Genomic DNA, 18,377 nt, shown 5'->3' on the forward strand with positions numbered 1-18,377 from the left:
TATCCTATGCGATTACGAGGGCCTCGTCTCTTCGGTCTCACCGTCAGCGGCGGCAGCCTCCTCGACAGCCGGCTCCTTGGCCTGCGATGCCTCGTCCTCGGACGCTTCCGCGCCCTTGGCGGAGAGTGCCGCGCCGAGAATATCGCCAAGCGTCGCGCCGGAGTCGGCCGACCCGTAGGTCTGCATGGCCTTCTTCTCCTCGTCGATCTCAAGCGCCTTGACCGAGAGGCTCAGCTTGCGCGTCGCTTTGTCGATGGCCGTCACCTTGGCGTCGAGACGATCACCCTCGGCGAACCGGTCGGGACGCTGATCACCACGCTCGCGCGCCAGTTCGGCCTTGCGGATGAAGCCGGGTACCGTGCCGTCGATCAGAACCTCGACACCGTTGTCCATGATGCGCGAGACCGAACAGGTCGCAATCGAACCGCGCGAGATACCGTCGAGCGCATCTGCAAGCGGATCATCCTCGAGCTGCTTGACGCCCAGGCTGATGCGCTCCTTGTCGACATCGACATCAAGCACCTTGGCCTTGACGCGGTCGCCCTTCTTGAACTCGGCGATCACCTCCTCGCCGGGCTTGCTCCAGCTGAGGTCCGACATGTGGACCATGCCGTCGAGTTCGTCCCCGATATCGATGAAGAGACCGAACTCGGTGATGTTCTTGACCTCGCCCTCGACCTCGCTGTCGATCGGATGCTGCGCCAGGAAGTGATCCCACGGATTGCTCTGGGTCTGCTTGATGCCGAGGCTGATGCGACGCTTGTCCGAGTCGACATCCAAGACCTCGACATCGACCTCTTGGCTGGTCGAGACGATCTTGCCGGGATGCACGTTCTTGCGCGTCCAGCTCATCTCAGAGACGTGCACCAAGCCTTCGATGCCGGGCTCCAGCTCCACGAAGGCGCCGTAGTCGGTGATGTTGGTAACACGGCCCGAGAAACGTGCGCCGACCGGGTACTTGGCGCCGACGCCCTCCCAGGGGTCGGCCTCAAGCTGCTTCATGCCGAGCGAGATACGCTGGGTCTCCGGATTGAAGCGGATGACCTGCACACGCACGGTCTGGCCGATGTTCAGCGCCTCGCTGGGATGGTTGATGCGGCGCCAGGAGATGTCGGTCACGTGGAGCAGGCCGTCCAGCCCGCCCAGATCGACGAAGGCACCATAGTCGGTGATGTTCTTGACCACACCGTCGAGCACCTGGCCCTCGGCAAGGCCCGAGATCAACTCGGCACGCTGATCGGCACGCTCGTCCTCGAGCACCGAACGGCGCGAAACGACGATGTTGCCGCGGCGACGATCCATCTTGAGGATGCGGAACTCGTGCTCGTCGCCCATCAGCGGGGTGACGTCGCGCACGGGCCGGATGTCAACCTGGCTACCCGGCAGGAACGCAAACGCGCCGCCGAGATTGACGGTGAAACCGCCTTTCACGCGCTGGAAGATGTAACCCTTGACCCGGTCCGAGTTCTCGAACGCGGCCTCAAGCTGGTTCCAGACCTCCTCGCGCTGCGCCTTTTCGCGCGACAGGACCGTCTCGCCGTTGCGGTTCTCGAGACGCTCGACGAAGACCTCGACCTTGTCGCCGACGCCGACCATGGGCGTACCGCCCGGTGGCGTGAACTCGCGAAGGGGAACATGGCCCTCAGCCTTCAGGCCCACGTCGATCAGGACGGAATCGCCCTGCATGGACACGATCGTGCCCTCGACGACGGCGCCTTCGACAATGTCGACGCGCTCCAGAAACTCGTTGAAAAGGTCTTCAAAACTCTCGTCGGACGCAGGTGTGTCCTGCACCACGCTGGTGTCGGTCATGCTGTCTCCAGATTCTTCATAAGGATGCGGTTCTGCCGCTTCCTCGGTGGTCCCGTTTGGGATTTCGTCCGGCGACAGCCCGGGCGAGACGGGAACCTTCCGGCCTCTTTTGACCGGAGCGTGCGCTCATATAGTCGCGTTGACGGACCGGTTCAACCGCTGTCGGACGATTTCGACAGCGGCCTCGAAGGCCTGCTCAGCGTCCATCTCGGACGTATCAAGCAGTACCGCATCCTCAGCCTGGCGCAAGGGTGCGACGGGCCGCTCCATGTCGCGGCGGTCACGCTCGGCAATCTCATCGGATATCGCCGCGAGGTCAGCCGGTATGCCACGCGCGAACAGCTCGTCATGGCGACGTCGGGCTCGGGCCTTGAGAGTGGCGGTGACATAGAGCTTTACGTTGGCATCGGGGCAGACCACGGTCCCGATATCACGCCCGTCGATCACCGCTCCCGACGGCGTCTCGGCGAAACGTCGCTGGAAGTCGAAGAGGGCCTGCCGTACCTTGGGATGGGACGCCAGACGTGACGCGGCCTGGCTGGTTTCCTGTGCTCGCAGATCGCCGCGTTCGAGATCAGCCGACACCAGCTTCCGTGCTGCGTCAGCCGCGTCGTCCTCGTTGTCGGGATCACCGTCACGGTCGAGCAATCGCGCCGCGGTGGCCCGATAGATCATGCCGCTGTCGAGATGCGCGAGGCCGAGATGCGCTGCCAGCCGGCGCGCCAGCGTTCCCTTGCCGGCGGCGACGGGTCCGTCGATGGCGATGACAACGGCTTCACTCACTGCGCAAACTCCGCGCCAAGGCCCGCCATGAGGTCGGTGAAGCCGGGGAAGCTGGTCTCGATCGGCGAGACGTCGTCGATCATGACCCCCTTTGCGCTGAGCAGACCCATGACCAGAAAGGCCATGGCGATCCGGTGATCAAGGCGCGCGGCCACGGTACCGCCGCCGGCAGGGCGTCCGGCGCAACCGTTGACGATCAGTCCGTCGTCAAGCTCTTCGACGGCCACACCGTTGTCGGCAAGGCCCGAGGCGACCGCAGCAAGGCGATCGCTCTCCTTGACCCGGAGTTCGGCCAGACCGCGCATAATTGTCTGTCCCTCCGCGCAGGCTGCCGCAACGGCCAGCACCGGATACTCGTCGATCATGGTCGGCGCCCGTTCGGGGGGCACCTCCACACCACGCAGGTCACGGCCTTCGACGACCAGGTCGGCAACGGGTTCACCGCCCTCTTCGCGTTCGTTCTCGAACCGCAGTTCGGCCCCCATCTCGCGCAGGGTCTGGAACAGGCCCGTGCGCAGCGGATTTGTTCCGACACCTTCGACGCGGATCGCCGCACTCGGAAGACACGCCGCCGCTACGACCGGAAATGCCGCAGAGGACGGATCACCGGGTACACGAATCGTCGCGGGCCGCAGCTCCTGATGACCGGCGAGGGAGATTGCGCGCTCGCCGTTCCCGGCTTCCACGACATCGACGGTGGCGCCAAAGCCCCGCAGCATCCTCTCGGTGTGGTCGCGCGTGGCCTCGGTCTCGATCACCGTCGTCACACCCGGTGCATGGAGCCCGGCAAGAAGCACCGCCGATTTCACCTGGGCTGACGGCATCGGCAATCGGTACTCGACCGGGATCAGACCGGCCGAGCCGGAGACAGCGAGCGGCAGCCGTCCGTCGCCGCGCGCATGAAACGCCGCACCCATCTTCCGAAGTGGGTCCATCACACGACCCATCGGGCGCTTGCTCAAGGAGGCATCGCCACAGAAGAACGATGTGAAGGCATGACCGGCGGCAACACCCATCACGAGACGCACGCCCGTTCCCGCGTTGCCCATGTCGAGCATCCGATCCGGTTCACCCAGTCCACCAACACCACACCCGTGAATGCGCCAGAGCCCGTCCTGGTCCTTCACGATTTCGGCACCATAGGCGCGCATCGCCGAGGTGGTGGCGAGCACGTCCTCTCCTTCGAGAAGACCATCGACAACCGTCTCGCCCACAGCCAGCGCACCGAAGATGAGCGACCGGTGCGACACCGACTTGTCACCGGGAACGCGCAGGGTTCCCGCAAGGGTCTCGCAAGGCATCGCACTGAGCGAACGGTCGGAACCGGAGGCGTGGGGGCTATTCATGGCGCGCCTTCTATCATGCGATTCCAGACGGCGCGACGGTATCGCCATGCATGTTCGCTGCGGTGCGAAATCCTTTTGACACTGACGCGGTGAAACGATATTCGCGCGGCCCACCCGAAACGAGACCTCGACCGGAGGACATGACCTTGCCCAAGGCCGAATGGGGCGCCAAGCACATCTGCAAGAGCTGTGGCGCAAAGTTCTACGACATGCTGCAGTGCCCGCCGACATGTCCGTCCTGTGGTGCCGTGATCGAGATCGAAACCAAGCGCAAGACGCGTCCGGTTGCCGAAGAGAAAAAGGCTGAAAGGAAGAAGGCCAAGAACGACGAGATCGCAGACGAGGATGAGGTCGAGGAGATCGATGACGATCCCGATGAGGATCTCCTGCCCGATGACGAGGAAGAAGACGATGACGGCATTGGCGATGTCGGCCGCGGCAAACCCTCGGACGAGGACGAACAAGAGACCTGATCGCATTCCGCGATTGAGGCTTGAACGCGAACCAGGCCGCGCATAGCTTCGCTACCCGCACCGCCCAACCGGCGCAGCAAAGGGATTCGGGGCCGTAGCTCAGTTGGGAGAGCGCTTGAATGGCATTCAAGAGGTCAGGGGTTCGACTCCCCTCGGCTCCACCAGATCAGGGCTCCGCCACACCGGCGGGGCCCTTTTCGTTTCTTCAGTGTAACAGCGTGCCGCCATTGATGTTGATCGCCTGGCCGGTCATGGCACACGAGGTGTGGATATAGGCTTGGGCATAGGCGATCTGCTCGGGAATCTGGGGCTCCTTGATGAGCTGGTCATCGACATGTTCGGTGACTGCGATGCCGGCCGTGTCGGCCAACGCGTGGATCATGGGCGTGTCTACGATGCCGAGGCACACCGCGTTCACGAGAATGCTGTGAGATGCAAGCCTGTGGGCCAGGGCTTGGGTGAAGCCGACGACACCGAACTTCGAGGCGGTATACTGGGCCAGACCTGGCGTTGCCCTACTTGCCGGAGATCGAAGCGGTCGACCCGATCGAAGCGGACGTGCCCTGCGTGATCATGCGGCGGGCCACGACGCGCGACACGAGTAAAGAACCCGGTCAGGTTGACACCCAGAACGTGGTTCCAATCATCCAACGAGAGATCAACGATGTGATTGAAGGTCAGAATGCCGGCGTTGTTGATCAGGTCATAGCGGCTCATATCCAGCTTCCCTGAAGATGTGGCAGTCCAGGACACTGGCTCTGGGTGTCTCCAGACGCCTTAGGGAACGCGACAGTAACAAAACGAGGCGGACGCCGGGATCCATTCGGACCGGCTTCAAGAGGTCGCGGACACCATCGAAGCCTTCGATACCAAGAAGTTTCAGGCGCGCCCAATCACCCGCGGCGGTGCGATCGACCTGTGTTCTGCGGGCAAGTGTGTAACCGCGATGCTGGTCGGCCGTCGTGCTGGTTCGCTCGACCTTCACGCGGGTAAGCGGCGCCCGCTGTTCTTCCTCGAAGACGGCGCGCATCTGCTCGGCGAGCTGTTCGCGCTTGCGGGCCACCAGGAGCTAAGGTAAAATGTCCAGATTGCCGAAACGGACCTCCGTGATGTCGATGCCGACCTTACGGCCCTGGACCACGATCTGGGCTTCCACGAGGTCCTCAAGGAACTCGCGCTGCTCGGTGACGTTGAGCACCTTGATGCTGCGAAGGATTTCGCAGCCGTCGTCGGTGAACTCACCGGTCGGGATCGTCGGCCTGCTTGCTCTCAACCACCGAGGGAACGGATAGACTGGAGAAGAGTGTGAGGATGTAGCCCTCCACCTCGGCCCGGCCGCCGGTACGGGCAACCACGACAGGCGCCATTTCGGGCCTTAACCTGAACCACGGCACGAAGGTTCTGGTAGATCGTCCAGCCCTCCACCTTGACGTCGGTCGCACCGTCGGCGGCGGCTTATGGGATCGGAATGTTCGTCGACGATGCCGACTGCTGCACGGTGCCGTCCTGATCGACGGTAAGGTCGATGCGGTGGGATTCATAACCACCCTCGTAGCGTCAGGTCTGTGCGCAGGTGTCCACCACGGTGACGTCACAGGCGTTCACGTACCCTGTCACCAATCCGGTTCTCCACATAAAAGGCTCGGAGGCGTTCCACTTGGCGAAGGTCCTTTCGAATTGCCTTCTCCTGCTCCTCTGGGGTGCGCCCAAAGTCAATTTTTTCAACAGAGATCCGCACACTCGCAGATTTCTTAGCCTTTTCCACACTCATGCCAGGCTCAAGAAGTTCGTTAAGGATGCTTTTGAGTTTTTCAGGGCACATTTCCCCGAATTGCAGGTCCGCCTGTCCGTGCTCTGCCTTCAGAATAAGAGATAATTTCAAGCCTTTTCGATCCGCAGCGCTGAAACCTTCTGCGTCAGGAAAATCGATCCAGGTAGCATTCCCCGGCTTCTCTCCGGGTTCCCTCATGTTCAGATTGGGGGTCTCGGAGACTGCGATTTTCCAGATGGTGTCCCAGATTTTGGTGACCAGTTTGTTGGGAACCGGAGTGTAACCTTGTCGATTGGCCTCGATGCCGTCCTTGAGCACCTCGGCGAGGAACCGGGACCGGGCGTCGGTCGAGCTCGCCAGGTCGTCGATAATGTCCTCGTATGTCAGCAACTCATCGAAGCGCTCGGCCTCGGTCAAGTGTCGGGACAGATATTTTTTCGGACACACGAGCACGGTCCGAACATCGGCATCGTTGTCTTTGCTCGAACGCTCGGCCCGGGCCCGGTACCTCTCGGCTTGGTCGGGCTGGAATTCTGCCGTGATCTTGTTTTCGACGAGAAGGACCAAGTCGCCCTGATCGCCGCGGAACCATATAACGAGGTCTGACTCGCCGTCGAACTCCGTATGGTTAATCCACGCCTTCTCGAAGGTCGGACGCCGGTCCTTCCATATGGCCGCCATTCTAGTACGAAGTGGGCTTGCTGCATGAAGCTCAGCGCACAACAGCAAATCGATATCTCGCTCGCTGAGCTTTCCCGGCGACTGGCGCTGCCTCAGACTTTCGAGTCCTCCGCGGGTGTTCATGATTCAGGTTCCGTCCTCAGTTTCCCGGGTGCGAGGTGATGCCGGCAAGTGACGATGTCAAGTCCCGCCGCGAGGCGCTGCCGGCGTCCCGCTTGAGCGGCGTCGCCCGCATCAGCTACGACGGCAAGACCATGGAATATCGCAGTCTCGCTGAGATCGACACTGGAGGCATGCCGATGGCGACGACATCAATCCGGCCATCGGCCGCTTCCAGGAGACGTGGACCGGTGCAGGCCTCATGAATGCCGACATGACCGTACTGATCGCGCAGACAGTGCCGTGACAGACGACAGGACGATCTTCACCAGGTATGCCCAGGAAATACCCGATCAAATCTATCACAACTCTGATCACCGTCCTCACGAACTGGCACTCGCCGTCATCGAGGGAGCGGAGGGCTACTCGGGCGTGAGCGGAGAGATTCGATGTCCATTCCCGCATCGATCCCGGGCAGCTGACCCCATCAGGATCATCTGCCGCTATTGCCCGATCGGCTCAGGTCGCTTTGACCTGAACCGTGAATCGGTCTCTGGAGGTTGGAGAACCCGGTTGGCTCCACGGACGAACTAGTTATCGAGGAAGCTGCGAAGCTTGCGGCTGCGATTCGGGTGCTTGAGCTTCCTGAGCGCCTTGGCCTCGATCTGGCGGATACGTTCGCGGGTGACCGAGAACTGCTGGCCAACCTCTTCGAGGGTGTGGTCAGTGTTCATGCCGATGCCGAAGCGCATGCGCAGCACGCGTTCCTCGCGCGGCGTGAGCGTCGCCAGAACCTTCGTGGTCGATTCCCGCAGGTTGCCGTGAATCGCAGCATCCACGGGCAGGACTGCGTTCTTGTCCTCGATGAAGTCACCCAGGTGGCTGTCCTCGTCGTCGCCGATCGGCGTCTCCAAGCTGATCGGCTCCTTGGCGATCTTCAGCACCTTGCGCACCTTCTCGAGCGGCATGCCGAGCTTCTCGGCAAGCTCCTCGGGCGTCGGCTCGCGGCCGATCTCGTGCAGCATCTGGCGGGATGTGCGCACCAGCTTGTTGATGGTCTCGATCATGTGCACCGGAATACGGATGGTACGAGCCTGATCGGCGATCGAGCGGGTGATCGCCTGGCGGATCCACCACGTGGCATAAGTCGAGAACTTGTAGCCGCGGCGGTACTCGAACTTGTCGACCGCCTTCATCAGGCCGATGTTGCCCTCCTGGATCAGGTCCAGGAACTGCAGGCCGCGGTTCGTGTATTTCTTGGCGATCGAGATCACGAGACGCAGGTTTGCCTCGACCATCTCCTTCTTCGCCTGGCCGGCTTCCTTCTCGCCCTTCTGGACGACGTGCACGATGCGCTTGAACTCGGCGATGTCGAGACCGGAATTGACCGAAATCTTCGCGATCTCGGCACGCACCTCAATGATCTTGCAGGCGTCGCGATCCGCGAAGGCCTTCCAGCCACGGCCGGAAAGACCGGCTATACGCTCGAGCCAATCGGGGTCAAGTTCGTTGCCGACGTGCTCCTCGAGAAACTCGTTACGCTTCACGCCGCGGCGGCTGGCCAGCTTCAGCAGCGCACTCTCCAGCCCGATGATCCGTCTGTTGAGCCCGTAGAGCTCGTCGACCATCGCCTCGATGCGATTGTTGTGGAGCTTGACCGTGCTGACGAGCGCGTAGCTCTCACGGTTGATCTTGTCGTAACGGCGGCGTGTGGCCGGCGCGGGCTCCTGGCCCTCCAGCTTGGCGCCGAGGTAGTCGTCCTGAACCTTCAGCAGGCGATTGTAGGCGCGCGCGATCTTGTCGAAGGTCCCCATGACCTCCGGCAGAAGCGCCTGTTCCATGGCCGAGAGCGAGAGGTTCGCCTCATCGTCGGCATCGTCGTTTCTGCCTGTTTCGCCGTTCTCGCCCGAGGCTTCAGCATCCGAACCATTGCCCTTGCGCACCTTCTCGGAGGCGGGCTTGGCCGCGCCGTTGCCGTTGTTATTGTTCGACGGGTCAGGGCCACCGCCATAGGTACCCTCAAGGTCGATGATGTCGCGCAGCAGAACGCGGTTCTCCTGCAGCATGTCGCGCCAGGCGACAATCGCGCGCAGGGTCAGCGGGCTCTCGCAGATGCCGCGGATCATGCGGTCACGGCCGGCCTCAATGCGCTTGGCGATGGCGATCTCGCCTTCACGGGATAGTAGCTCGACACGGCCCATCTCGCGCAGGTACATGCGCACGGGGTCGTCGGTGTAGCCCATCTCGGTGGTCGAGGTGGTGGTCGTCGCTGCTGGCTTCTCGGCGGGCGCGGCCTTGGTCTTCTCATCGACCGGCTCTTCGGATTCCTCGCTCTCGATGACGTTGATGCCCATTTCAGAGAGCATCGCCATGGTGTCCTCGATCTGCTCGGAGGTCACCTCGTCCTGGGGCATGGCATCGCTGATCTCGTCGACCGTGACGTAGCCGCGCTCCTTGCCACGGGCCAGCATCTTCTTGATGGCGGCATTGGCAGTATCGAGAAGGGGATCGTCGATGCCGTCGTCGTCGGTGGTCTTGACCTCAGCGGGTTTGGTTGCCATGCAGTTCTACTCCTCGATCCCCTGAACCACGCCCGGTGCTCCCGGGTTCCGGTTCAGAAATCTCATTCGCCGCCGTCGTTTCAGTCGTTCAGCGACACCACCCTCTTCTCCGAGGCCTGGTGCATCTCCTGCTTTGCCTGCAGGCGCCGCCAGTCCCGGTTGCTTGCATCCTCGGCCCAAGCCACGGCATCGGCCTCAATCTCCTCCTTCAGACGATGCTGCTGCAGGAGTTCGAAGGCGTGGTGCCAGAGCAACTCGGCCTCATCGACCGTTGCCACACACAATGAAGGATCGGCCGAACCACCAACGGCCCCTCCGGTGAGGTCCCCCAGCAATTCGGTCAATCCGTGCGCTGTGAGGTGGCGATGGAGGCTCTCGGAGTCAAGAATTTCCTCGGCCGAGAGCGCATCAAGCATGCTGTCGCGCAGGCGGTCGTGGCGCGGATCGTTGAAGGTGACCTCAACGAGGCGCTCGGCGATGCGTTCCAGCAGGCCCGGCGCGACCAGTGGAAGGCCTAGCAGAAGCCGCAGCGAACGATCGTGATCGCCGACGGGATCGGGCAAACGGCTGGGTTTGCGCTCCATTTCCATCCGGTAGGCGCTGGTCCGCCGACCTGGGCGGTTGTGGGTGTCGCGGCGGTCGGTCGGCCGGCCGAACCGAGCGGGACCGAAGCTCTCGCGCAGCCGATCGCGCACCGCCTGCTTGTAGTGGTGCCGCACGTTCGGGTTCCCGATCCGCGCAACACAGTCATGCAGTTCCTTGTCGAGCGCCGCACGCCGTTCCGGGGTGTCGAACCGCCCACCCTCGACCCGGCTGCGCCACAGCATGTCGAGCAGCGGGATGGCGCGGTCGAGCACCTGCTTCATGCCCGACAGTCCGCGCGCCTTGATCAGGCCATCGGGATCAAGCCCGTCGGGCAGCATGGCGAAGTTGAGCGACCGGCCCGGCTCCAAGCCAAGAAGGGCGCGCTCGAGGGCGCGCACGGCAGCACGCTGCCCCGCCGCATCGCCATCGAAGCAAAGCACCGGTTCGTCGGCGATGCGCCAGAGCAGGGCGAGCTGGCCTTCGGTGAGCGCCGTGCCGAGCGGTGCGACGGCATTGCAGAAACCGGCCTGTGCCAGGGCGATGACGTCCATGTAGCCCTCGGCGACAATGACCGTGCCGGCCTCATGTGCTGGCTTGCGTGCCTGGGCATAGCCGTAGAGCACCATTCCCTTGTGGAAGAGGTCGGTTTCGGGCGAGTTAATGTACTTGGCCGGATGGTCGCCCATGGTGCGGCCGCCGAAGGCGATGATGCGCCCGCCGCGGTCGGCGATCGGGAAGATAAGGCGGTGACGGAAGCAGTCGATCGGCTCGCGGCCGTCGCCGCCTGCCGAGAGCCCCGCGCCGGCGATCAGCTGCGGCGGGACACCCTTGCCGCGAAGGTGCCGGATCAGCCGGTTGCGGCCGTCTGGCGCGAAACCCAGCCGAAACCGCTCACCGGTCTCGCGGGTGACGCCGCGACGGTCGAGATAGGCGCGGGTCTTTGCACCGTCCGGCCCCATGAGCTGTTCCTCGAACCAGCGGCAGGCTTCGTCCAGCACATCGTGCAGGGTAGCCGCCCGCCGCTCGCGCTCCCGCTCGTCCGGTGTCTGGCGCGGCATCTCAACGCCGGCGAGACCAGCCAGCCGCTCAACTGCCTCGGGGAAACTGAGGTTCTCGGTCCGCATAACGAAGCCAATGACGTCGCCATGTGCGCCGCAGCCGAAGCAGTGATAGAAACCCTTCTGCTCGGAGACCGTGAAGGACGGGGTCTTCTCGCGGTGGAAGGGGCACAGCCCCTTGAACTCAGGACCGTTGCGCTGCAGCCGGACCTGTTTGCCCACAATATCGGAAAGCGGAACCCGCGTCCGGATCTCGTCCAGAAAGGCGGGAGAGAACGCCATGCGTCAGGTGCACTCCACCCCTGTCAGCCCAAGCGCTGTTTGACCAGCGCGCTCGCCGCCGCACCGTCGATCTGGCCGGGATAACCCTGCTTCAGAGCGGCCATGACCCGGCCCATGTCCTTGAGGCCCGTGGCTTCAATCTCGGAGATCACGTGGTCGACCACGGCCTCGACCTCATCGGCTGACATGCGGCGCGGCATGAAGCGGCGGATCACCTCGATCTCGGCCTCTTCCTTCTCAGCCAGTTCCGGTCGGTCGCCGGCACGGTACTGTTCGGCGGCTTCTTCGCGCTGGCAGACCATCTTGGCGAGCAAATCGAGAGTCTGATCGTCGCCCGCCGGCGGCTGGCCCGCACCGTTGCTGCGCAAGGCAATATCCCGGTCTTTCAAAGCCGCGCACACCAGCCTCAGGGTCGAGGTGGTGCACCTATCCTGGGCTTTGAGCGCTTCTTTGAGCGTGTCTTGGATTTGCTGACGGATTGACATGCTGCGTACCTGTTTGCTCGGACGTGGCGCGGACTATACCAGATCGGCCGGGATGACGAGTCCAATCAGAACAGCCCTTATCAACAACGCACCAACAGCCCATCGGTGGATAGAATCCAACCACGTGAAATTCCTTGGCTTTACAGTGCACTTCAGTCGCTTGACCGGGCATGCCCGATTTCCTATGCTCCGCGGGATCAATCTTACATGTGATTCCGTATGGCTTCATCCGTTCCCGCGCCGGTGCCTTGGGCCTCGGCGAGTCTCGTTCTCGCGGACGGAACGGCATTTTGGGGTCGTGGATTGGGCGCCCAAGGCCGCGCCATCGGCGAAATCTGCTTCAACACATCGATGACCGGCTACCAGGAGATCCTCACCGATCCCTCCTATGCAGGCCAGATTATAACTTTCACCTTCCCGCACATCGGCAATGTCGGCACCAATGCCGAGGATATCGAATCGGACGTGCCCGCCGTGCGCGGCCTGGTGTTGCGCGCCGATGTCACCGAGCCCTCGAACTTCCGCGCCATTCAGCACCTCGATATCTGGCTGAAATCGAACAATCTGGTTGGCATTGCGGGTATTGACACCCGCCGCCTGACCCGGCGCATTCGCGACGAGGGGTTCCAGACCGCCGGCATCGATCACGGCCTGATCGATCCCGAAGGCCTCGGCACCGAGGTCGGCGCCTGGCCGGGCCTTGAGGGCATGGATCTCGCCAAGGACGTGACCTGCCGCCAGACCTACACTTGGAACCAGACCGACTGGGAGCTCGGCACCGGCTACGGCACCCTGAGCGGCGCGAAACACCGTGTCGTTGCGATCGACTATGGCGTGAAGAAGAACATCCTGCGCTGCCTGGCCTCACTTGGCTGTGCCGTCACCGTGGTCCCGGCCAACGCCACGACCGACGAGATCATGCGCCACGAACCCGACGGCATCTTCCTGTCGAACGGCCCAGGCGATCCCGCCGCCACGGGCGAATACGCCGTGCCGGTGATCCGCGATCTCGTCGCAAGCGGCAAGCCCGTCTTTGGCATCTGCCTGGGCCACCAGATGCTCGCCTTGGCGCTGTGTGCCGACACCACAAAGATGGCCAATGGCCACCGCGGCGCGAACCACCCGATCAAGAACCTCGACACCGGCCGTGTCGAGATCACCAGCCAGAACCACGGCTTCGTGGTCGATGCCGACAGCCTGCCCGCAGGTGTCAGCGCCACCCATGTCAGCCTGTTCGATGGCACGCTCGCAGGCATCCGGGTCGACGGCAAACCGATCTTCTCCGTGCAGTACCATCCCGAAGCCAGCCCCGGTCCCCAGGATAGTCGCTACCTCTTCGAGGATTTTGTCAAGGCGATGGAAGCGGCCTGACCATGCCGAAACGCACCGACCTCGAATCGATCATGATCATCGGTGCCGGGCCGATCATCATCGGCCAGGCCTGCGAGTTCGATTACTCCGGCACCCAGGCGCTGAAGGCGCTGAAGGAAGAGGGTTACCGGGTTATCCTGGTAAACTCGAACCCTGCGACGATCATGACCGATCCGGAGACGGCGGATGCGACCTATGTCGAGCCGATCACGCCGGAGATGGTCGCCAAGGTGATTGAGAAGGAGCGGCCCGATGCGCTGCTGCCCACCATGGGCGGGCAGACCGGCCTCAACACTGCGCTCTCGCTCGCCAAGATGGGCGTCCTGGAGGCCTGCGGCACCGAACTGATCGGTGCGAGCCGCGAGGCAATCGACAAGGCCGAGGACCGCGAGCTCTTCCGCGACGCCATGGAGAAGATCGGCCTCAAGTGCGCCTGCAGCGAACTCGCGCACACCATGACCGACGCCCAGGCAGCACTCGAGGTGATCGGCCTGCCGGCCATCATACGGCCGAGCTTCACCCTGGGCGGCACCGGCGGCGGAATCGCTTTCAACAAGCAGCAATACAAGGACATCGTCCGACGCGGGCTCGATGCCAGCCCGACCACTGAGGTTCTGGTAGAGGAATCGGTGCTCGGCTGGAAGGAATACGAGATGGAGGTCGTGCGCGACCGCGCCGACAACTGCATTATCGTCTGCTCGATTGAGAATATCGACCCTATGGGTGTCCACACGGGCGATTCGGTCACCGTCGCACCGGCGCTGACGCTGACCGACAGGGAATACCAGATCATGCGCAACGCCTCGCTGGCGGTGCTGCGCGAGATCGGCGTCGACACGGGCGGCTCGAACGTGCAGTTCGCCATCAATCCCGAAGACGGGCGCATGATCGTGATCGAGATGAACCCGCGCGTCTCGCGTTCCTCGGCCCTGGCGTCGAAGGCGACCGGCTTCCCGATAGCCAGGGTTGCGGCTAAGCTCGCCGTCGGCTACACGCTCGACGAGATCCAGAACGACATCACCAAGATGATACCGGCGAGCTTCGAGCCGTCGATCGACTACGTGGTCACCAAGATGCCGCGCTTCACCTTCGAGAAGTTCCCCGGCACCGAACCGTCGCTCACAACCTCGATGAAGTCGGTCGGCGAGGCGATGTCGATCGGCCGCACTTTCGCCGAATCGCTTCAGAAAGCCATGCGCTCGATGGAGACCGGGCTCACCGGGCTCAACCCGGTGAAGTTCGACGACACCAGCGAGGACGGCATCACCGCACGCCTGGTCAAGCAAGCACCCGACCGCATCCTCGCCATTGCCCAAGCCATACGCCACGGGCTCAGCGACGAGGAAGTTCACGACATCACGAAGTTCGACCCGTGGTTCCTCGAACAGATCCGCGCCATCGTCGATGCCGAGAACGAGGTCCGCGAGAACGGCCTGCCGACCGAGCGCCACACCTTGCTGCGGCTCAAGAAGCTTGGCTTCTCCGACCGCCGCCTGAGCGAACTTGTCGGCATCAACGAGGACACGGTGCGCCAGAAGCGCCAGGCGCTAGGCGTCACGCCGGTCTACAAGCGCATCGACACCTGCGCGGCCGAGTACCCGTCGAGCACGTCCTACATGTACGGCTGCTACGAGGGCGACGGCGTCAACGAACCGGAGGACGAAGCCGAGGTCTCCGACGCCAGGAAGGTCATGATCCTAGGCGGCGGTCCCAACCGGATCGGCCAGGGTATCGAGTTCGACTACTGCTGTGTGCACGCCTGCTTCGGCCTGCAGGACGCCGGGATCGAGACCATCATGGTCAACTGCAATCCCGAGACTGTCTCGACCGACTACGACACCTCCGACCGGCTCTACTTCGAGCCGCTCACGGCCGAGGACGTCATCGCCATCGCGCGTGCGGAGATGACGAAGGGCACGCTCGTTGGCATCATCGTGCAGTTCGGCGGCCAGACGCCGCTCAAGCTGGCCCGTGCACTGGAGGCCGACGGCATTCCGATCATCGGCACCTCGCCCGACGCCATCGACCGCGCCGAGGACCGCAAGCGCTTCCAGGAGCTGCTACACCAGCTTGGCCTTCGCCAGCCCGAGAACGGCACCTGCCACTCGCTCGACGAGGCGCGCGCCATCACCGACCGCATCGGTTATCCCGTCGTCGTGCGGCCGAGCTATGTGCTCGGCGGCCGTGCGATGGAGATCGTCCACTCGGACGACGGTCTCGAGACCTATCTCGAGAAGTCGGTCGAGGCCTCGGAAGGCAACCCGATCCTGATCGACTATTTCCTGCAGGACGCGGTCGAGGTCGATGTCGATGCGCTGTGCGACGGCACTGACGTCTTTGTTGCCGGCATCATGGAGCACATTGAGGAAGCCGGCATTCACTCTGGCGACTCCGCCTGTTCGCTGCCTCCCTACTCGCTCTCGCCCAGGGTTATTGCGGAGCTGCGCCGCCAGACCGAGGCCATGGCACTGGAGCTCGGTGTGGTCGGGCTGATGAACGTGCAGTTCGCGGTGAAGGATGACGACATCTACGTGCTGGAGGTGAATCCGCGCGCCAGCCGCACGGTGCCCTTTGTCGCCAAGACCATCGGTATCCCGATCGCCAAGATCGCCGCCCGCATCATGGCCGGCGAGACGCTGGCGAGCTTCGGCCTGAAGGAACCCGTCTATGACCACATCGCAGTCAAGGAAGCGGTCTTTCCCTTTGCCCGCTTCCCCAATGTCGACATCATCCTGGGTCCAGAAATGAAGTCGACTGGCGAGGTCATTGGCCTCGACCGCGATTTCGGCCACGCTTTTGCCAAGGCGCAGCTGGCCACCGGCGGCACGCTGCCGCAGTCGGGCCGGGTCTTCATCTCTGTGCGCGACCGCGACAAGGTGCCCGCCATTGAGCTCGGCCACCGGCTGGTCGAGCTCGGTTTCTCGCTCGTCGCCACCCGCGGCACGGCGCGCGACATGCGTGCGGCCGGCCTTGAGGTCGAGTCGATCAACAAGGTTCTGGAAGGTTCGCCCCACATCGTCGATGCCCTGTCGGACGACCGCATCGACCTCGTGATCAACACGACCGAAGGCGCGAAATCGATCACCGACAGCTTCAGCCTGCGCCGCACGGCGCTGGTCAAGAAGGTGCCCTACGCCACGACGATCGCAGGTGCGCGCGCAACCATCGAGGCGATCGCGGCCATGCGCAACGGCGGCCTTGACGTCGCCCCGCTGCAATCCTACGCGACCGCCGCTTCTTGACGTCCCGCCCCGCGGGGCGCAGGAGCGGCCCATGGCAAGCCCCCGAGACCTCACTGACCTGACGACCTGGGTTGTCACCGACGGCGCGGCCGGGACCGTCAACCAGTGCGCCGGGCTCGCCTCGCGCCTCGGCGTCGAGCCGATCGTCAAGACGATCCGCATACGCCAGCCTTGGCAGAGCCTGCCGCCGGGTCTCTGGCTCGCGCCGCTCAGGGCACTCACCTCCGACAGCGATCCGCTTCGGCAACCCTGGCCCGCTCTTCTGATCGCCAGCGGCCGTAAGTCGGTCGCACCGGCGGCCGCCATCCGGCAGCTGTCAGGCGAGCGAACGATCTGTGTCCAGATCCAGAAACCGGGCATCAGGACCGACCGGTTCGATCTCGTCGTGGCGCCGGCCCACGACCAACTCACGGGCCCCAACGTGATCGTAACCAAGGGATCGGTCCACGGCCTGACCCGCGACGTGCTCAATCGGGAGGCCGACCGCTGGCGCACCGACCTGCAGCGTCCGCTGGTCTTTGCGACCATCGGCGGACCGAACAAGGTCTACGACTTCACCCGGGACGACGCCCGCGATCTCGGGCGGCGGCTGTGCGCCCTGCCCGGAAGCCTGCTTGTGACGATGTCCCGCCGCACAACCGGCGCTGTTGCAGAGGCACTGACGGCAGAACTCGATCCTGCGCGAACGCGCATCTGGGATGGCAGCGGCGACAACCCCTATTGCGGCTGGCTCGGCCTCGCCGACGCCGTGGTGGTGACCTCCGATTCCGTCAACATGACGACCGAGGCCTGCGCCACCGGACACCCTGTGCATGTCGCCCACTTGAAGGGATCGTCGCGCAAGTTCGAAGCCTTTCACGCGCTTATGGAACGCAGCGGTCACACGCGACGGTTTGGGACCGGCGTCGACCTCGACTGGATACCCGAACCGCTCGACGACACAGGCGTCGTCGCGGACCGCGTCAGAGAATTGCTTGAAGCGAAACTCAGTTGCACTGGATCGTGATCGGCACGTAGCGGCCGTCCTCGACACCGGCGAACAGTGTCGCCATCTCGGGGTGCGAGACCGAATCGCCGGTCTCATCGAGCAGCAGGTTCTGCTCCGAGACATAGGCGATGTAGGTCGTCTGCTCGTTCTCCGCCAGCAAATGGTAATAGGGCTGATCCTTGGTCGGACGGACGTCCTCGGGGATCGAAAGCCACCATTCTTCGGTATTCGCGAAGACCGGATCGACGTCGAAGATCACGCCCCGGAAGGGATAGTGCCTGTGGTGCACGACGTCCCCGATACGGAATTTGGCCGTACGGACTGGCGCAGCTTCGGATGTGTGCAGCGATTCCATCATCAATTCAGTTTAGCAGAGGCCATGGCCGAGACCAAGCCGTGGCAGGTCCCTTTCCACCCCTTTCTCGGTCTGGCTCTTTCCTCCAATGACCGCTGTCACTCCAAAGAAGAGGGCGCAAGATTCCTCACTACCTGGCAAGCAATCTGTGAGGAGAATTGATAAATAACGGGAAAGCAGTACCTATGGCTGCTGAAACTCCGACTCTCTCCTAATTACTTAACAATGGAAATGGTCTTGACTTCATTATTGCCAAGGATCGGATTTCCATCGCTATTAATGAGCCTTGCTGTGAATGTTCCTCCGCAATCAAGTACATCCCGATAATCACTAACTCTAAACGCCTTGGAGGGTTGTGTCAAAACAAGGTTGAGTTTGATGTTGCCGAACTTCAATTCTGCGATGCCAAGCGACTTAAGAAAATTGAATGCTGACAACGATATATTGAGCAGCTTATTTACAAGTGCCTTATCATCACTCAATTT

Annotated in this window: 17 protein-coding genes and 1 tRNA gene; 6 read left to right on the top strand and 12 right to left on the bottom strand. The window is 62.9% G+C overall.

Going from position 1 to position 18,377, the window contains the following annotated elements:
- Positions 1–12: 12 nt before the first annotated feature.
- From rpsA to aroA, 3 genes are all read right to left on the bottom strand, one after another.
- Positions 13–1,812 carry a 30S ribosomal protein S1 gene (gene rpsA / locus GDA49_10455; protein ID MBC6440807.1) on the bottom strand — a complete coding sequence of 600 codons (1,800 nt, stop codon included), beginning with the start codon at positions 1,810–1,812 and terminating at the stop codon, positions 13–15.
- A gap of 126 nt (positions 1,813–1,938) precedes the next feature.
- Positions 1,939–2,595, bottom strand: a complete 657-nt coding sequence (locus tag GDA49_10460) for a (d)CMP kinase (protein MBC6440808.1) — start codon at positions 2,593–2,595, stop codon at positions 1,939–1,941.
- A complete protein-coding gene (gene aroA / locus GDA49_10465) occupies positions 2,592–3,941 on the bottom strand; it encodes a 3-phosphoshikimate 1-carboxyvinyltransferase (protein ID MBC6440809.1) in 1,350 nt (449 codons plus the stop codon). Before aroA ends, GDA49_10460 begins: the two co-directional genes overlap by 4 nt.
- A 146-nt stretch (positions 3,942–4,087) precedes the next feature.
- Here aroA and GDA49_10470 point away from each other — a divergent pair, with 146 nt between their 5' ends.
- Positions 4,088–4,414, top strand: a complete 327-nt coding sequence (locus GDA49_10470) for an FYDLN acid domain-containing protein (GenBank protein ID MBC6440810.1) — start codon at positions 4,088–4,090, stop codon at positions 4,412–4,414.
- 88 nt (positions 4,415–4,502) lie between these two features.
- A tRNA-Ala gene (locus GDA49_10475) sits at positions 4,503–4,578 on the top strand.
- A 41-nt stretch (positions 4,579–4,619) separates the two neighbouring features.
- On the opposite strand, the gene GDA49_10480 is transcribed toward GDA49_10475, so the two are convergent.
- The 5 genes from GDA49_10480 to GDA49_10500 all read right to left on the bottom strand — a co-directional run bounded on the left by GDA49_10480 (position 4,620) and on the right by GDA49_10500 (position 6,989).
- Complete coding sequence (locus GDA49_10480; protein MBC6440811.1) at positions 4,620–4,916, bottom strand: SDR family oxidoreductase; 297 nt, start codon at positions 4,914–4,916, stop codon at positions 4,620–4,622.
- Positions 4,829–5,131 carry an SDR family oxidoreductase gene (locus tag GDA49_10485; protein MBC6440812.1) on the bottom strand — a complete coding sequence of 101 codons (303 nt, stop codon included), beginning with the start codon at positions 5,129–5,131 and terminating at the stop codon, positions 4,829–4,831. Before GDA49_10485 ends, GDA49_10480 begins: the two co-directional genes overlap by 88 nt.
- Entirely contained in the window at positions 5,118–5,477 is a 360-nt protein-coding gene (locus GDA49_10490) for a hypothetical protein (protein MBC6440813.1), read from the bottom strand. Before GDA49_10490 ends, GDA49_10485 begins: the two co-directional genes overlap by 14 nt.
- Before the next feature lie 6 nt (positions 5,478–5,483).
- Positions 5,484–5,687: a hypothetical protein gene (locus tag GDA49_10495; protein MBC6440814.1), complete on the bottom strand. Its 204-nt coding sequence runs from the start codon at positions 5,685–5,687 to the stop codon at positions 5,484–5,486.
- 318 nt (positions 5,688–6,005) lie between these two features.
- Complete coding sequence (locus GDA49_10500) at positions 6,006–6,989, bottom strand: PD-(D/E)XK nuclease family protein (GenBank protein MBC6440815.1); 984 nt, start codon at positions 6,987–6,989, stop codon at positions 6,006–6,008.
- A gap of 38 nt (positions 6,990–7,027) precedes the next feature.
- Between GDA49_10500 and GDA49_10505 the strand changes: the two genes are divergently transcribed.
- Positions 7,028–7,231, top strand: coding sequence for a hypothetical protein (locus GDA49_10505; protein ID MBC6440816.1), 204 nt, complete (start codon positions 7,028–7,030; stop codon positions 7,229–7,231).
- Positions 7,232–7,555: 324 nt separating this feature from the next.
- Here GDA49_10505 and rpoD read toward each other — a convergent pair whose 3' ends face one another.
- The 3 genes from rpoD to GDA49_10520 form a co-directional block, all read right to left on the bottom strand.
- Complete coding sequence (rpoD, locus tag GDA49_10510) at positions 7,556–9,526, bottom strand: RNA polymerase sigma factor RpoD (GenBank protein MBC6440817.1); 1,971 nt, start codon at positions 9,524–9,526, stop codon at positions 7,556–7,558.
- Between the two features lie 80 nt (positions 9,527–9,606).
- Positions 9,607–11,451, bottom strand: coding sequence for a DNA primase (locus GDA49_10515; GenBank protein MBC6440818.1), 1,845 nt, complete (start codon positions 11,449–11,451; stop codon positions 9,607–9,609).
- Between the two features lie 23 nt (positions 11,452–11,474).
- Positions 11,475–11,936 carry a GatB/YqeY domain-containing protein gene (locus GDA49_10520; GenBank protein MBC6440819.1) on the bottom strand — a complete coding sequence of 154 codons (462 nt, stop codon included), beginning with the start codon at positions 11,934–11,936 and terminating at the stop codon, positions 11,475–11,477.
- A 219-nt stretch (positions 11,937–12,155) separates the two neighbouring features.
- Between GDA49_10520 and carA the strand changes: the two genes are divergently transcribed.
- The 3 genes from carA to GDA49_10535 are packed head-to-tail and all read left to right on the top strand — an operon-like array spanning position 12,156 to position 17,555.
- Entirely contained in the window at positions 12,156–13,307 is a 1,152-nt protein-coding gene (gene carA, locus GDA49_10525; protein ID MBC6440820.1) for a glutamine-hydrolyzing carbamoyl-phosphate synthase small subunit, read from the top strand.
- A 2-nt stretch (positions 13,308–13,309) separates the two neighbouring features.
- Positions 13,310–16,549: a carbamoyl-phosphate synthase large subunit gene (gene carB / locus GDA49_10530; protein ID MBC6440821.1), complete on the top strand. Its 3,240-nt coding sequence runs from the start codon at positions 13,310–13,312 to the stop codon at positions 16,547–16,549.
- A gap of 31 nt (positions 16,550–16,580) precedes the next feature.
- A complete protein-coding gene (locus GDA49_10535; protein MBC6440822.1) occupies positions 16,581–17,555 on the top strand; it encodes a mitochondrial fission ELM1 family protein in 975 nt (324 codons plus the stop codon).
- Here GDA49_10535 and hspQ read toward each other — a convergent pair.
- On the bottom strand, positions 17,536–17,892 hold the full coding sequence (hspQ, locus tag GDA49_10540) for a heat shock protein HspQ (protein MBC6440823.1): 357 nt from the start codon (positions 17,890–17,892) through the stop codon (positions 17,536–17,538). The two genes, GDA49_10535 and hspQ, sit on opposite strands and share 20 nt — an antisense overlap.
- Between the last annotated feature and the right edge of the window lie 485 nt (positions 17,893–18,377).

The organism is Rhodospirillales bacterium (genome assembly GCA_014323865.1).
GTDB lineage: Bacteria > Pseudomonadota > Alphaproteobacteria > SP197 > SP197 > SP197.

Bases quoted from the DNA above. Each gene is read 5' to 3' on its own strand.
- rpsA (MBC6440807.1), bottom strand. From the start codon at position 1,812: ATGACCGACACCAGCGTGGTGCAGGACACACCTGCGTCCGACGAGAGT.
- hspQ (MBC6440823.1), bottom strand. From the start codon at position 17,892: ATGGAATCGCTGCACACATCCGAAGCTGCGCCAGTCCGTACGGCCAAA.
- GDA49_10515 (MBC6440818.1), bottom strand. From the start codon at position 11,451: ATGGCGTTCTCTCCCGCCTTTCTGGACGAGATCCGGACGCGGGTTCCG.
- GDA49_10485 (MBC6440812.1), bottom strand. From the start codon at position 5,131: ATGAGCCGCTATGACCTGATCAACAACGCCGGCATTCTGACCTTCAAT.
- GDA49_10535 (MBC6440822.1), top strand. From the start codon at position 16,581: ATGGCAAGCCCCCGAGACCTCACTGACCTGACGACCTGGGTTGTCACC.
- rpoD (MBC6440817.1), bottom strand. From the start codon at position 9,526: ATGGCAACCAAACCCGCTGAGGTCAAGACCACCGACGACGACGGCATC.
- GDA49_10520 (MBC6440819.1), bottom strand. From the start codon at position 11,936: ATGTCAATCCGTCAGCAAATCCAAGACACGCTCAAAGAAGCGCTCAAA.
- GDA49_10500 (MBC6440815.1), bottom strand. From the start codon at position 6,989: ATGAACACCCGCGGAGGACTCGAAAGTCTGAGGCAGCGCCAGTCGCCG.
- carB (MBC6440821.1), top strand. From the start codon at position 13,310: ATGCCGAAACGCACCGACCTCGAATCGATCATGATCATCGGTGCCGGG.
- carA (MBC6440820.1), top strand. From the start codon at position 12,156: ATGGCTTCATCCGTTCCCGCGCCGGTGCCTTGGGCCTCGGCGAGTCTC.
- GDA49_10505 (MBC6440816.1), top strand. From the start codon at position 7,028: ATGCCGGCAAGTGACGATGTCAAGTCCCGCCGCGAGGCGCTGCCGGCG.
- aroA (MBC6440809.1), bottom strand. From the start codon at position 3,941: ATGAATAGCCCCCACGCCTCCGGTTCCGACCGTTCGCTCAGTGCGATG.